General features: G+C 69.5%; 13 protein-coding genes. 4 read left to right on the forward strand and 9 right to left on the reverse strand.

Annotation, left to right across the window (positions count from 1 at the left end):
• Positions 1-75: 75 nt before the first annotated feature.
• From ACW5F0_RS06030 to ACW5F0_RS06055, 6 genes are all read right to left on the reverse strand, one after another.
• Positions 76-669 carry a riboflavin synthase gene (locus ACW5F0_RS06030; protein ID WP_456999286.1) on the reverse strand — a complete coding sequence of 198 codons (594 nt, stop codon included), beginning with the start codon at positions 667-669 and terminating at the stop codon, positions 76-78.
• A 6-nt stretch (positions 670-675) separates the two neighbouring features.
• Positions 676-1,800 (reverse strand): bifunctional diaminohydroxyphosphoribosylaminopyrimidine deaminase/5-amino-6-(5-phosphoribosylamino)uracil reductase RibD, encoded by a 1,125-nt coding sequence (gene ribD, locus ACW5F0_RS06035; protein WP_456965007.1) that lies wholly within the window; start codon positions 1,798-1,800, stop codon positions 676-678.
• Positions 1,800-2,516, reverse strand: coding sequence for a DUF4272 domain-containing protein (locus tag ACW5F0_RS06040; protein WP_456999288.1), 717 nt, complete (start codon positions 2,514-2,516; stop codon positions 1,800-1,802). The genes ribD and ACW5F0_RS06040 overlap by 1 nt, the downstream gene beginning before the upstream one ends.
• A gap of 5 nt (positions 2,517-2,521) precedes the next feature.
• Positions 2,522-3,058, reverse strand: coding sequence for a transcriptional regulator NrdR (nrdR, locus tag ACW5F0_RS06045; RefSeq protein ID WP_456965005.1), 537 nt, complete (start codon positions 3,056-3,058; stop codon positions 2,522-2,524).
• Between the two features lie 33 nt (positions 3,059-3,091).
• Complete coding sequence (gene glyA, locus ACW5F0_RS06050) at positions 3,092-4,360, reverse strand: serine hydroxymethyltransferase (RefSeq protein ID WP_456965004.1); 1,269 nt, start codon at positions 4,358-4,360, stop codon at positions 3,092-3,094.
• 142 nt (positions 4,361-4,502) lie between these two features.
• On the reverse strand, positions 4,503-4,982 hold the full coding sequence (locus ACW5F0_RS06055; RefSeq protein ID WP_456999289.1) for an RcnB family protein: 480 nt from the start codon (positions 4,980-4,982) through the stop codon (positions 4,503-4,505).
• A 164-nt stretch (positions 4,983-5,146) separates the two neighbouring features.
• On the opposite strand from ACW5F0_RS06055, the gene ettA reads away from it, so the two are divergent.
• The 4 genes from ettA to ACW5F0_RS06075 all read left to right on the forward strand — a co-directional run bounded on the left by ettA (position 5,147) and on the right by ACW5F0_RS06075 (position 9,265).
• Entirely contained in the window at positions 5,147-6,808 is a 1,662-nt protein-coding gene (ettA, locus tag ACW5F0_RS06060; RefSeq protein WP_456965002.1) for an energy-dependent translational throttle protein EttA, read from the forward strand.
• Between the two features lie 204 nt (positions 6,809-7,012).
• Positions 7,013-7,822, forward strand: coding sequence for an orotidine-5'-phosphate decarboxylase (gene pyrF / locus ACW5F0_RS06065; RefSeq protein WP_456965001.1), 810 nt, complete (start codon positions 7,013-7,015; stop codon positions 7,820-7,822).
• Between the two features lie 101 nt (positions 7,823-7,923).
• Positions 7,924-8,571 (forward strand): hypothetical protein, encoded by a 648-nt coding sequence (locus tag ACW5F0_RS06070; protein WP_456999290.1) that lies wholly within the window; start codon positions 7,924-7,926, stop codon positions 8,569-8,571.
• Positions 8,572-8,644: 73 nt separating this feature from the next.
• Positions 8,645-9,265, forward strand: coding sequence for a hypothetical protein (locus ACW5F0_RS06075; RefSeq protein ID WP_456964999.1), 621 nt, complete (start codon positions 8,645-8,647; stop codon positions 9,263-9,265).
• Positions 9,266-9,274: 9 nt separating this feature from the next.
• On the opposite strand, the gene pncB is transcribed toward ACW5F0_RS06075, so the two are convergent.
• The 3 genes from pncB to ACW5F0_RS06090 are packed head-to-tail and all read right to left on the reverse strand — an operon-like array spanning position 9,275 to position 12,182.
• Positions 9,275-10,456: a nicotinate phosphoribosyltransferase gene (gene pncB, locus ACW5F0_RS06080; RefSeq protein WP_456964998.1), complete on the reverse strand. Its 1,182-nt coding sequence runs from the start codon at positions 10,454-10,456 to the stop codon at positions 9,275-9,277.
• Positions 10,453-11,322 carry a glycosyltransferase family 2 protein gene (locus ACW5F0_RS06085; protein ID WP_456964997.1) on the reverse strand — a complete coding sequence of 290 codons (870 nt, stop codon included), beginning with the start codon at positions 11,320-11,322 and terminating at the stop codon, positions 10,453-10,455. Before ACW5F0_RS06085 ends, pncB begins: the two co-directional genes overlap by 4 nt.
• Positions 11,319-12,182, reverse strand: coding sequence for a glycosyltransferase family 2 protein (locus ACW5F0_RS06090; protein ID WP_456999291.1), 864 nt, complete (start codon positions 12,180-12,182; stop codon positions 11,319-11,321). Before ACW5F0_RS06090 ends, ACW5F0_RS06085 begins: the two co-directional genes overlap by 4 nt.

Raw genomic sequence — 12,182 nt, forward strand, 5'->3', positions numbered from 1 at the left:
CGATCGCTCTGCATGATGGTTTGATCGCGGCTATAGCCGCTCCCACGAACAGCGGTGGTTGGGGCTCCTGGCGTTTCAAGGCGCGCTTTGCAGGCGCTCGAGATAACGCGCGATGAGGTCGACTTCGAGATTGACCGGGTCACCCACGCGCGTCGCGGAGAACGCGGTGTGGGACACCGTATGCGGCACCAGTGCGACCTCGAAGGCTTCGGCTTCGGCGGCATTGACGGTCAGGCTGACGCCATCCACGCAGATCGACCCCTTCTGCGCGACGTACTTCGCCAGGGCCTGTGGCATGGCGAAGCGCCAGCGCTGCGCGCGCGCATCCTCGCGCACGTCGAGCACGCGGCCGACGCCGTCGACATGGCCGCTGACGATGTGGCCACCGAGGCGATCGGTGGGGTGCATCGCGCGCTCGAGGTTCAGCGGCGCGCCTTTGGCCAGCGCGCCGAGCGTGGTCAGGGCGAGGGTTTCGTTGGAGGCATCGGCCTCGAAGTGGCCGCCGTCGAAGGCGACCACGGTCAGGCAGACGCCGTTGACCGCGATGCTCTCGCCCAGCCGTGCGTCGTCGAAGGGCAGCCCGCCCACTGCGATGCGCAGGCGGGCGTCGCCGCCGCGCGCTTCTCGTCCCGCCATGCGGCCGACGGCCTCGATGATTCCGGTGAACATGGCGCCCTACCCCGCCGCGCCGGCTTGGGCATCGACCACCGGGGGCAGCGGGACCAGGCGCAGGCGCAGGTCGTCACCGACGCTGACGGTCTCTTCCACGCGCATCCGCATGCGCTGAGTCATGTCCTGGATCTGCAGTCCGGCGAACAGCGGCCGCGCCTGCGCGCCCAGCAGTACCGGCGCCATGTACAGCAGCACTTCGTCCACCAGGCCCGCGCGCATGAACGCACCGGCAAGCGTGGCACCCGCCTCCAGCTGGACCTCGTTGATGCCGCGCTCGGCCAGCAGGCGCAGCACGGCGGCGAGGTCCAGCGCGTTGCCGACGGCCGGCACGGCCACGCGCTCGCAGCCGAATTCGCGCGGCGGCTTGGCGTTGGCGGCGTGCACGTACAGGGTCGGCGCATCGCCCTCGCGCACGCGACCACGGGCAATGGTGGCCAGGCCGGGGTCGAGCACCACGCGCAGCGGCGGCGCGAACTCGGCGTCATCCTCCAGGCGCACGGTCAGCTGCGGGTCGTCGGCCATGATCGTGCCGGAGCCGGTCAGCAGGGCGCCGCTGCGGGCGCGCCAGCGCATGACGTCGCGACGCGAGGCTTCGCCGCTGATCCACTTCGACTCCCCGCTCTCCAGCGCGGTGTGCCCGTCGAGGCTCATCGCCAGCTTCACGCGCAGCCACGGCCGCCCGCGCACCAGGCGCGAGACGTAGCCGCGATTCAGAGCTTGGGCCTGGGCATCCATCAGGCCGTGCGCGACCTCGATCCCGGCCGCGCGCAGGCGGTCGAAGCCGCTGCCGTCGACCTGCGGGAACGGGTCGCGCATCGCCGCGACCACGCGCGAGACGCCGGCCGCGATCAGCGCATCCGCGCAGGGGCCGGTGCGGCCGGTATGGGCGCAGGGCTCGAGGGTCACGTAGGCGGTGGCGCCGCGCGCGTTGTCGCCGGCGGCTTCGATCGCCAGCACCTCGGCGTGCGGCCCGCCGGGGCGCCGGTGCCAGCCTTCGCCCACCACCTCGCCGTCGCGCACGAGCACGCAGCCGACCATCGGGTTGGGACGCGTGGTCCAAGCGCCACGCTCGGCCAGGCGCAGCGCGCGCGCCATCATCACGTGGTCGGTTTCGGAATAGCCCTGCATCAGGTGATGTTTTCCACGTTGGAGTAGACGGGATCGGCGCCGGCAAGCCAGCTCGCCGCGCGGTGGCGCTCGCCGGTGATGCTGGTGCAGCGCTCGAGGCGGGCGTCGTCGACGCGGTCGATGCGGCTGCCGTCGATGGCGAGGTCATCGTCGACCAGGGCGCCCTGGTCGATGTCCAGCCGCGCCCAGCCGCCGTTGGCGACCACCGCGGCGAAATTCATCGGGCCCGGCCGCTGCGCGTACTCGCGCAGGCGCCAGTGCACCGCCAGCTGGCGGGCAAGGAAGGTGTCGATCTCGCGCTCGCCGCGCAGCTCGGCTTCGCTTTCACGCTCCAGCGCGCGGAGGTCGAGGAACCCCAGCGGCCAGGCGATGTCGTCGGGGTCGACCAGGCGATCGTGCGGCAGCGGCGCGTGGCGCCCCAGCGCCCAGGCCAGCACGTAGGCACCCTCGGCGCGCCAGCCGGCATCGAGCGCGACGTCAGCGTCGAGCTCGCCCAGCGGGGTCGCAAGCAGCGTTGTTTCATCAGGCTCCAGCGACTGCTCCAGCCCGGTGGCATGCAGCCAGTCGAGGATGCGCGGGTGCATGTCGCGCGCCTCGGCCGCGTCGGCGCGCGCCTCCAGCCCCGCACGCGCGGCCACGCTGGACAGCACCAGGGCGCGGCGCAGCGCCTCGCCTGCCTTCGGCCGCGGATAGCGCCCGGGTTCGCCGGCGTACACCGGGCTCAGCGCTTCCGGCCCTTGCCGGAGCGCGAATCGAAGGGAACGACCTCACCCCCGCCAAGCAGGGGCAGCTGGCCTTCGCCCGGCAAGTCGCGCTCCAGGCGGTCGAGCTCCTCGCGGAAGTCGGCCACGTCCTGGAACGCGCGGTACACCGAGGCGAAGCGCACGTAGGCGACGTGGTCGAGCTTGCGCAGCTCGGCCATCACGAACTCACCCACCCGGCGCGAAGGCAATTCGCGCTCGGTGGTCATGCGCAGCTGGTGGATCACCGCGCGCACCGCGGCCTCGATCTGCTCCTCCGACGCCAGCCGCTTGTGCAGCGCGCGGTCGAAGCTCTGCCGCAGCTTGCGGGCGTCGAAGTGCTCGCGGCGGCCATCGGACTTGATGATCGCCGGCAGCTTGAGCTCGATGGTCTCCATCGTGGAGAAGCGCTCGCCGCAGGCTTCGCACTCGCGCCGGCGGCGGATGGTCGCGCCATCGTCGCTGACGCGCGAATCGATGACCCGGGTGTCCACGTGCTGGCAGAATGGGCAGTGCATGGGGCGGCGACGCGACTCCTGGAAAGGACGGGATCAGCCGTAGACGGGCAAGTCCCTGCACTGCTTCGTCACCTGCTCGCGCACGCGGGCGATGACGGCCTCGTCGTCCGGAGCGTCGAGCACGTCGCACATCCAGCCAGCGAGCGCGATGCAGTCGGCTTCGCTGTATCCGCGCGTGGTCACCGCCGGGGTGCCGATGCGCAGGCCCGACGTGATGAAGGGCTTCTGCGGATCGTTGGGCACGGCGTTCTTGTTGACGGTGATGTGCGCGCGGCCCAGCGCCTCTTCGGCGGCCTTGCCGGTCACGCCCTTGCCGATCATGTCGACCAGGATCAGGTGGTTCTGGGTGCCACCGGACACGACCTTGTAGCCGCGGTCGATGATCACCTTCGCCATCGCCTGCGCGTTCTTGACCACCTGCTGCTGGTAGGCCTTGAACTCGGGCTCCAGCGCTTCCTTGAAGGCCACGGCCTTGGCCGCGATCACGTGCATCAGCGGGCCGCCCTGGATGCCGGGGAACACGATCGACTGCAGCTTCTTGACGATGTCGTCGGCGCCCTCGCCCATCGCCTTGCGGCTGGCGACGATGATGCCACCGCGGGGACCGCGCAGGGTCTTGTGGGTGGTGGAGGTCACGATGTGCGCGTGCGGCACCGGGTTCGGGTACACGCCCGCGGCCACCAGGCCGGCGACGTGGGCCATGTCGACGAACAGGTACGCGCCGACCTTGTCGGCAATGGCGCGGAAGCGCGACCAGTCGATCTCCTGGGAATAGGCGGAGAAACCGGCCACGACCATCTTCGGCTTGTGCTCCACCGCCAGGCGCTCGACTTCGTCGTAATCGATCAGGCCTTCGTCGTTCACGCCGTACTGCACGGCCTTGAACAGCTTGCCGCTGACGTTGACCTTGGCGCCGTGGGTCAGGTGGCCGCCGTGGGCCAGCGACATGCCGAGGATGGTGTCGCCCGGCTGCAGCAGGGCCAGGTACACGGCCTGGTTGGCCTGCGAGCCGGAATGCGGCTGGACGTTCGCATAGTCGGCTCCGAAGAGCTGCTTCACGCGGTCGATGGCCAGCTGTTCGGCGACGTCGACGAACTCGCAGCCGCCGTAATAGCGCTTGCCGGGATAGCCCTCGGCGTACTTGTTGGTCAGCTGGGTGCCCTGGGCCTCCATGACGCGGGGGCTGGCGTAGTTCTCGCTGGCGATCAGCTCGACGTGATCCTCCTGGCGCTGGTTCTCTGCGGCGATCGCCGCGGCCAGTTCAGGGTCGTAACCTTCGATACGTGCGTCGCGCGGGAACATGTTCGCTCCAGGGGCCGGGAAGACCGGCATTGTAGCCCGGCCCAGACCGCTCGATGCCCGCCTGGCGGAACGCTCAGGCCCATCCGAAGCCCCATTCCCGGAGCGCCGGCGGGCCGGGGGGGGGGCCGCCGGATGTGGGGTCTCAGCGACCCAGGATCACGTCGGCGATGATCCCGGTGGCGATGGCCACCAGCAGGAAGTCGCCGGCGTCGCTGCGGCGCCAGTGGTGGCCGCGCGGCGGATGGTGCAGGCCGTAGGGGCGGTAGTCGTTCACCACGTAGGTCGGCGCGTAGCCGCCATAGCCGTAGTGGCGGCCGCGGGCCCAGGGCGGCGGGCCGCGGTAGGCGCTCGGGTGGTGGACGACCACCGGGCGGGGAACGTAGACCACGCGGGTGTCGCGGCGGTCGTACCGGCGGTCCTGGCGACGGTCATGCTTGCGGTCGCCGCGGCGGTGATCACGGCGATGGTCTGCCCGCCGGTCGTGGCCGCGGCGCCAGTCCTGGCTGGAGTGGCTGCGGTCATGGCCGCGGCGGTTGTGGTCCCGCGCTTCGGCCGGGGCCGCGAAGGCAACGCCCAGCGCCAGCGCGAGGGCGGCAAGTCCAAGGGTCCTGAAGGGCTGCATCGGGTCATCTCCGGCGGTGGGCTCGAAGCCGACTATCGTTCGCCGCGCCTGAACAACAGCCCTACTGGGCAGGCGGCCGCGGGCCCTATAATTGGCGCATCCCCATCCACCCGTTCCCGCCCGTGCACCGCCCGGGTGGCGGCGGATGTCGCACCGGAGCCCCCATGTCGCAATACATCTACACCATGAACGGCGTCAGCAAGACCGTTCCGCCCAAGCGCCAGATCATCAAGGACATCTCGCTGTCGTTCTTCCCGGGCGCCAAGATCGGCCTGCTCGGCCTGAACGGCTCCGGCAAGTCGACGGTGCTGCGGATCATGGCGGGCGTCGACACCGACTTCAGCGGCGAAGCGCGCCCGCAGGCCGGCATCAAGGTCGGCTACCTGGCGCAGGAACCGGAGCTGGATCCGGAGCACACCGTGCGCGAGGCCGTCGAGGAAGGCGTGGGCGAAGTACTGCAGGCGCAGAAGCGCCTGGACGAGGTCTACAACGCCTATGCCGAAGAAGGCGCGGACTTCGACGCCTTGGCCAAGGAGCAGGAGCGCCTGGAGGCGATCCTCGCCGCCGGCGACGCGCACACGCTGGAAAACCAGCTGGAAGTGGCCGCCGACGCGCTGCGCCTGCCGCCGTGGGACGCCGTGATCGGCAAGCTGTCGGGCGGCGAGAAGCGCCGCGTGGCGCTGTGCCGCCTGCTGCTGCAGAAGCCCGACATGCTGCTGCTCGACGAACCCACCAACCACCTCGACGCCGAGTCGGTCGAGTGGCTGGAGCAGTTCCTCGCGCGCTACACCGGCACCGTGGTGGCGGTCACGCATGACCGCTACTTCCTCGACAACGCCGCCGAGTGGATCCTCGAACTCGACCGCGGCCGGGGCATTCCGTGGAAGGGCAACTACACCGACTGGCTGATGCAGAAGGACGATCGTCTCAAGCGCGAGGATTCGCAGGAGAAGGCGCGCCAGAAGGCGATCCAGAAGGAGCTCGAATGGGCGCGGCAGAACGCCAAGGGCGGCCGCTCCAAGGGCAAGGCGCGCCTGGCCCGCATCGATGAGCTGCAGGCCGTCGATTACCAGAAGCGCAACGAGACCAACGAGATCTTCATCCCGCCGGGCGAGCGCCTGGGCGCGAAGGTGATCGAGTTCAAGAACGTCTCGAAGAAGTTCGGCGACCGCCTGCTGATCGACGACCTGAGCTTCATGGTGCCGGCCGGCGCGATCGTCGGCATCATCGGCCCCAACGGCGCCGGCAAGTCGACGCTGTTCAAGATGATCACCGGGCAGGAGCAGCCGGACTCGGGCTCGATCGACATCGGTCCGACGGTGAAGCTCGCCTACGTCGACCAGAGCCGCGACGCGCTGACCGGCAACCACAACGTGTTCCAGGAAGTCGCTGGCGGCCTGGACATCCTCAACATCAACGGCATCGAGATCCAGTCGCGCGCCTATATCGGCCGCTTCAACTTCAAGGGCCAGGACCAGCAGAAGCTGGTGGGCACGCTGTCGGGCGGTGAGCGCGGACGCCTGCACATGGCCAAGACCCTGCTGCAGGGCGGCAACGTGCTGCTGCTCGACGAACCGTCCAACGACCTCGACATCGAAACCCTGCGCGCGCTTGAAGACGCGCTGCTCGAGTTCCCGGGCAACACCTTCGTGATCAGCCATGACCGCTGGTTCCTGGACCGCATCGCGACCCACATCCTGGCGTTCGAGGGCGATTCGCACGTGGAGTTCTTCCAGGGCAACTATCGGGAATACGAAGAAGACAAGCGCCGTCGCATGGGCGACGACGCGGGTCCGAAGCGTTTGCGCTTCAAGGCCTTGAAGTAAAGAGCGGTTTTTGCCACGGATCTACGCGGATCACGCGGATCAGGCCGGGGCGAAGAGCGCTTCCGGGCGCAAGATCGCAGGCAGTGCCGAAATGCCTGAGTTGCTCCTGTTCTTATCCGCGCCAATCCGCGCAAATCCGTGGCAAAAAAGCTTTCGCTCTATCCGCGTTCATCCGCGCAAATCCGTGGCAAAAGGAGCTCTTCGATGCATTTCATGCAGCAGCTTCGCCAGCGCTGGGCCACGTCCGGGTCGCTGGTCTGTGTCGGGCTGGATCCGGAGCCGGCGAAGTTTCCGGCACAGTTCGCGGGTGATCCGGACGCGGTGTTCGGCTTCTGCCGCGACATCGTCGATGCCACGGCGGAGTTCGCGTGTGCGTTCAAGCCGCAGATCGCGCACTTCGCAGCGCTGGGCGCGGAGGGCGCGCTGGAGCGGCTGATCGCGCATATCCATTCGACGCATCCCGGTGTGCCGGTGATCCTCGATGCCAAGCGTGGCGACATCGGTTCGACCGCGCAGCGCTACGCGGCGGAGGCGTTCGACCGCTACGGCGCCGATGCTGTGACCGTGAATCCCTATCTGGGCGGTGACTCGCTGCAGCCCTACCTCGCGCGCGCCGATCGTGGCGTGGTCGTGCTCTGCCGCACCTCCAATCCGGGCGCGGGCGATCTGCAGGATCTCGTGGTCGATGGGCGGCCGCTGTACCAGCACGTGGCCGCGAAGGCCGCGGCGGAGTGGAACGGGAACGGCAACGTGGCGCTGGTGGTCGGTGCGACGTGGCCCGAGCAGCTGCGCGAGGTACGCGCGATCGTGGGTGACATGCCGCTGCTGGTGCCGGGCATCGGTGCGCAGGGCGGCGACCTCGAAGCCGTGATGCGGCATGCCAGGGATGCCGGCGGCAATGGGGTCCTCGTGAGTTCCTCGCGGGCCATCCTCTATGCAGAAGGGGATGATTTCGCCAGCGCTGCAGCGACGGCCGCCAGGACCCTGCGCGAAGATATCAATCGCTGGCGATAAACGCGCTGTCGGAAGTACCCGACTGCCAAACGCGCCTCGGACCGACTGACACCCCAGTCGGCGACAAGCATCCTGCGCGTCTGCCAGCCCAAGGATGACCGATGAACGCAGGGATACTCTTCGCAATCGCCACCATCTCTGCGTGCGCTGCCTGCGTGGGCGTCGCGCATGCGCAGGTCAGGGTATCGCCCGGCGTCGCCGACGCGCGGCAGGAGCGCGTGATCGAGCCTGGCATCCGCTTTGACAAGGCCGCGGCGCTCCACGCGCTGGAACCGGGCAACTCCACGATCCAGGGAACTGCCTGCTGGACCGGGACCCGGACCGGCACGCGCGCATCGAACGTCCCGATCCTCCTGCTCCCGGTCACGCCGTACCTGGAAGAGCTGGTCCGCCTGCGGAAGAAGGCGCGCCGCGGCGAGGCGGTGTTGCAGTCCGAGGAGCTGCTCAAGACCAGCATCGCCACGTTCGCCAACGACAAGGGCCGTTTCCAGTTCACCGACCTCAAGCCCGGACGCTACTATCTCTATGCCGTCGTGGATTTCACATACGCGCGGACGCACGACGCCTATCGCGGGACGGGTCAGCATTCGCGGGGGACCGTGCATTACTACTCGCCGGAAACCGTGAACTACGTGGGTGGCGGCGAGATCGAGAAGTTCGTCGATGTGAAAAAGGACGGCGACGTGGTGCGCACCTCGCTCACCAATAGCGGCTTCTACGCTTCGCTGTTCAAATGCGTCACGACATAGGCTTGCCACGCGCATCACGCCCGGCAGGTATGGTTCCGGCACAGGGCTTTCGACCCGCCTCCGGAACACCGTGATGAAGTCCATGACCCTGGCCGTCCTTGCCGCACTCCTTGCCGCGTGCACGCCTTCCACCGCGCCGGATGCATCGGAGGCGCAGGACGTTGCGCCGCCCGGCACGGGAACGGATTACATCGCCGGCACCGGCGATGCGATCGCACCCGCCGAACCGGCGACGGACGAGGTCGCAACGACTGCCGGCAGCGACGCCGAAGACACGCAGTACTTCGATTTCAGCGGCGATGCACTGCTGCGGGTCCGCGCCGACGCGCGCCCGGCCACGCCGGAGCTGCGCGACGCCGCCCGGCGCATCGTCGATGCCACAGGCGAAGAGCGCGGCTGCGGCGCCTATCCGGAAGGCGAGCGCCTGTTCATGCTCGACCTCGATGGCGCGCCCGGGGAAGAGGCGCTGCTGCTCTACACCATGGAAGGCTGCGAAGGCATGGCCAACTACTACGATCGCAACGGCTACGTGCTGCGCCAGGTCGACGGCGCATGGCAGCAAGTGGCGGAGTTCTCGCTGGGCACGCGCCTGGTCGGTCCGGCGCACGTGACGTCCATCGGCAATGGCAAGCTGGTGGTCACGCCCGAGGACGGCAGCATGGCGCAGGCGGCCGAAGTCGTCGTCGCGCCCTGAGCGGTCGCCTCAACCGCCCGGTTCAGGCACCTCGAACACCTGCCGCAGGTAGCGCAGGTAGCCTTCGTCATCGACCATGGTCTTGCCCGGCGAGTCGCTGAGCTTGGCCACGGGCTGGCCGTTGCAGGACACCATCTTCAGCACGATCTGCAGCGGCTTCGGCCCGACATCGTTGGTGAGATTGGTGCCGATGCCGAACGACATCCGGCAGCGGCCGCGGAAATGCGCATGCAGGCGCATCACTTCTTCGATGTCGAGTCCGTCGCTGAAGACCAGGGTCTTGGTGTGCGCATCGATGCGCAGCGCTTCGAGGTGCGCGAGCATGCGCTCACCCCACTGCATGGGGTCGCCGGAGTCGTGGCGCACGCCGTCGAACAGCTTGCAGAAGTACAGGTCGAAGTCGCGCAGGAAGGCGTCCATGCCGATCACGTCGGTGAGCGCGATGCCCAGGTCGCCGCGGTATTCCTGCGCCCAGGCCTCGAACGCGGCCTTTTGCGAGTCGCGCAGGCGCGGGCCCAGCGCCTGGTGCGCCTGCAGCCATTCGTGCGCCATCGTGCCCTGCGGCACCATGCCGTGGCGACGGGCGAGGTCGACGTTGCTGGTGCCCGCGAAGCGCGCGCCCAGTCCGTTCGCCAGCTCGGGCACGAGCCTGTCCTGCCAGGCCTGCGAGTAGCGGCGCCGGGTGCCGAAATCGGTGATCCGGCAGTCCTCGTAGCCCACGCCGGCGTCGATGCGGTCGATCTTGGCGCGCAGCCGCCGCAGGCCTTCGGCCTCGTCGGCGGGTCCGTGCTCGCCCACCGACCAGGCTTCGCTGATGATCGCCAGCAGCGGCACCTCGAACAGGATCGTATGCAGCCAGGGGCCCGACAGGGTCAGCGAGATGCCGCCCTGCTCGTCGTCCGAGCGCTCCAGGCGCACGTACTTCCGGTCCAGGCGGAACAGGCCGAGGAAGTCGACGAAATCCGGCTTGATGAAGCGCAGGCCGCGCAGGTAGTCGAGTTCGGCGTCCGTGAGCCGCAGCGCGCACAGCGCGTCGATGGCGTCGGAGATCACATCGATATGACGCGCCAGGTCCACGCCGGGCGTGCGGCAGCGGAAGCGGTAGCTGGCGTGCGCCGCGGGATAGCGGTGCAGCACCGCCTGCATCATCGTGAACTTGTAGAGGTCGGTGTCGAGCAGCGAATGGATCATGGCGCGCCGTTGCGTGCGGACTCCCGCAGTATGCGCGGCAGGCGTGAAAGCCAGTGCGCCCACACCGCGATCCAGACGCCTGCACGTACCAGCGGGCCGCGCGAAGGCGCTTCGAAGCGGCGGAAGTAGCGCCACAGGCCGCGGTGCTTGTGCCATTCCACGAAGAACGGGCGCGCGCGCGATGACACGCCGCGCAGGTGCAGCACGCGCACGTCGTTGGCGACCGCCACCGTCGCGCCGGCCAAGCGCACGCGGCGGCAGAGGTCGAGGTCCTCGGCGTGCAGGCGGTAGCCGGTATCGAAGCCGCCAATGCGCGCGAACAGGGCGCGCGGCAGCAGCATCAGCGCGCCCGACACCGCATCCACCGGCTGCAGCGCAGCATCACTGTCCAGCGCCACGTCCAGCGGACGCCCGCGTCCGGCACGCAGCGGCCCGCGCAGCATGGCCGCGAAATCGGGATCGTTGCGCCTCGCGGCGCCGTCGCGCACGCCACCCTCGTCCACCAGGTCGGCGCCGAGCAGCAGTTCGCCGCCAACGGCCTGCGCATGGCCCAGCAGGCGTTCGAAGGTATCCGCGTCCACCATGCAGTCGGGATTGACGAAGGCCAGCCACGGCGCAGCGCTATCGGCCGCGCCCTGATTGCAGGCGGTGGCGAAGCCCGGGTTGTCGGGGTTGGCGATGAAGCGCAGGCGCGCGTCGGCCAGCGCATGGCGCTGGACGACGGCAAGAGTGCCGTCGCCGGAGGCATTGTCGACGACGCGGATTTCGGCGACGCCGGCCGCCGCGCGCAGGCGCGACAGGCAGGCGTCGATGCTCGACCCGCTTTCGTGCGTGACCACCACCACGGCGACAGGCGCGGCGTTCACGGCGCGAACAGCTCGTGCTGCGAAGGCGGGTCGACGTCGGCGAGGCGGCGCGTCAGTTCCTGGCGCCGGTCCCTGACAGGATCGTGCATCAGGAATTCCGCGAGCCGCGGTTGCCAGCCCGGCCACCGTGCCGCCAGCGCGTCCAGGTCGCCGTCGGCGGGACCGCCCTCGCCGCCGCGGGCCACGAAGGCGGTCTCGCACAGCACATTGCGCCAGCCCAATCCGGCCATTCGCAAGGACAGGTCGATCAGCGCCGCATACCAGGACACGTAGCTGGCCACGTCCAGTCCGCCGGCCTTGGCGCGCGCGCGGCCACGGATGTACACGGCATGGTCGATCGCGGCGGGAAGCTCAGGGTGCACCGGCGGCATGCCTTCGGCTGCGCGTCCGAGGCGCGCGAGGACGCCATTGTCGGGCTGGGCCGAGACCTCGCCGCAGTCCGGCCAGGCCGCGGTCTCGCCGGCGTTGCTCCAGGGCGTGGCGGTGGCGATGGCGCCGTCGCGCGCGGCGCAGGCCGCGAGCTGCCGCGCCCAGCCCGGCGCGGGCACGGCGTCGGGCGCGAGCACGATCACGTCGGCGTCGCCGCAGGCGGACAGGGCTTCATCCAGATGGGCGACCTCGCCCAGCCTCCGCTGCCTGCGCGTGTACTCGGCGCGCAGCGGTGTGCTGGCAAGCCAGCGTTCGATGATCGCCAGCGCGCGCGGACCCGCCTGGGCGTCGTCGGCCAACCAGATCCGCGTGCCCGCCGGGGTGCCGGCGTCCAGCGCCGCCAGGCAGGCGTCGAGCGCGTCGTCGTCGACCGCAACCGGCAGCAGCAGGATCGGGAGTTCGGGCACGCCCGCGCCCTCCCTGCCGGCCAT

This window comes from Luteimonas sp. A534, from assembly GCF_054072805.1.

Excerpts from the sequence above, each read along its gene's own strand:
- ACW5F0_RS06075 (WP_456964999.1), top strand. The coding sequence starts at position 8,645 with ATGAAGTCCATGACCCTGGCCGTCCTTGCCGCACTCCTTGCCGCGTGC.
- pyrF (WP_456965001.1), top strand. The coding sequence starts at position 7,013 with ATGCATTTCATGCAGCAGCTTCGCCAGCGCTGGGCCACGTCCGGGTCG.
- glyA (WP_456965004.1), bottom strand. The coding sequence starts at position 4,360 with ATGTTCCCGCGCGACGCACGTATCGAAGGTTACGACCCTGAACTGGCC.
- ribD (WP_456965007.1), bottom strand. The coding sequence starts at position 1,800 with ATGCAGGGCTATTCCGAAACCGACCACGTGATGATGGCGCGCGCGCTG.
- nrdR (WP_456965005.1), bottom strand. The coding sequence starts at position 3,058 with ATGCACTGCCCATTCTGCCAGCACGTGGACACCCGGGTCATCGATTCG.
- ACW5F0_RS06030 (WP_456999286.1), bottom strand. The coding sequence starts at position 669 with ATGTTCACCGGAATCATCGAGGCCGTCGGCCGCATGGCGGGACGAGAA.
- ettA (WP_456965002.1), top strand. The coding sequence starts at position 5,147 with ATGTCGCAATACATCTACACCATGAACGGCGTCAGCAAGACCGTTCCG.
- ACW5F0_RS06055 (WP_456999289.1), bottom strand. The coding sequence starts at position 4,982 with ATGCAGCCCTTCAGGACCCTTGGACTTGCCGCCCTCGCGCTGGCGCTG.
- ACW5F0_RS06070 (WP_456999290.1), top strand. The coding sequence starts at position 7,924 with ATGAACGCAGGGATACTCTTCGCAATCGCCACCATCTCTGCGTGCGCT.
- ACW5F0_RS06090 (WP_456999291.1), bottom strand. The coding sequence starts at position 12,182 with ATGGCCGGCAGGGAGGGCGCGGGCGTGCCCGAACTCCCGATCCTGCTG.
- pncB (WP_456964998.1), bottom strand. The coding sequence starts at position 10,456 with ATGATCCATTCGCTGCTCGACACCGACCTCTACAAGTTCACGATGATG.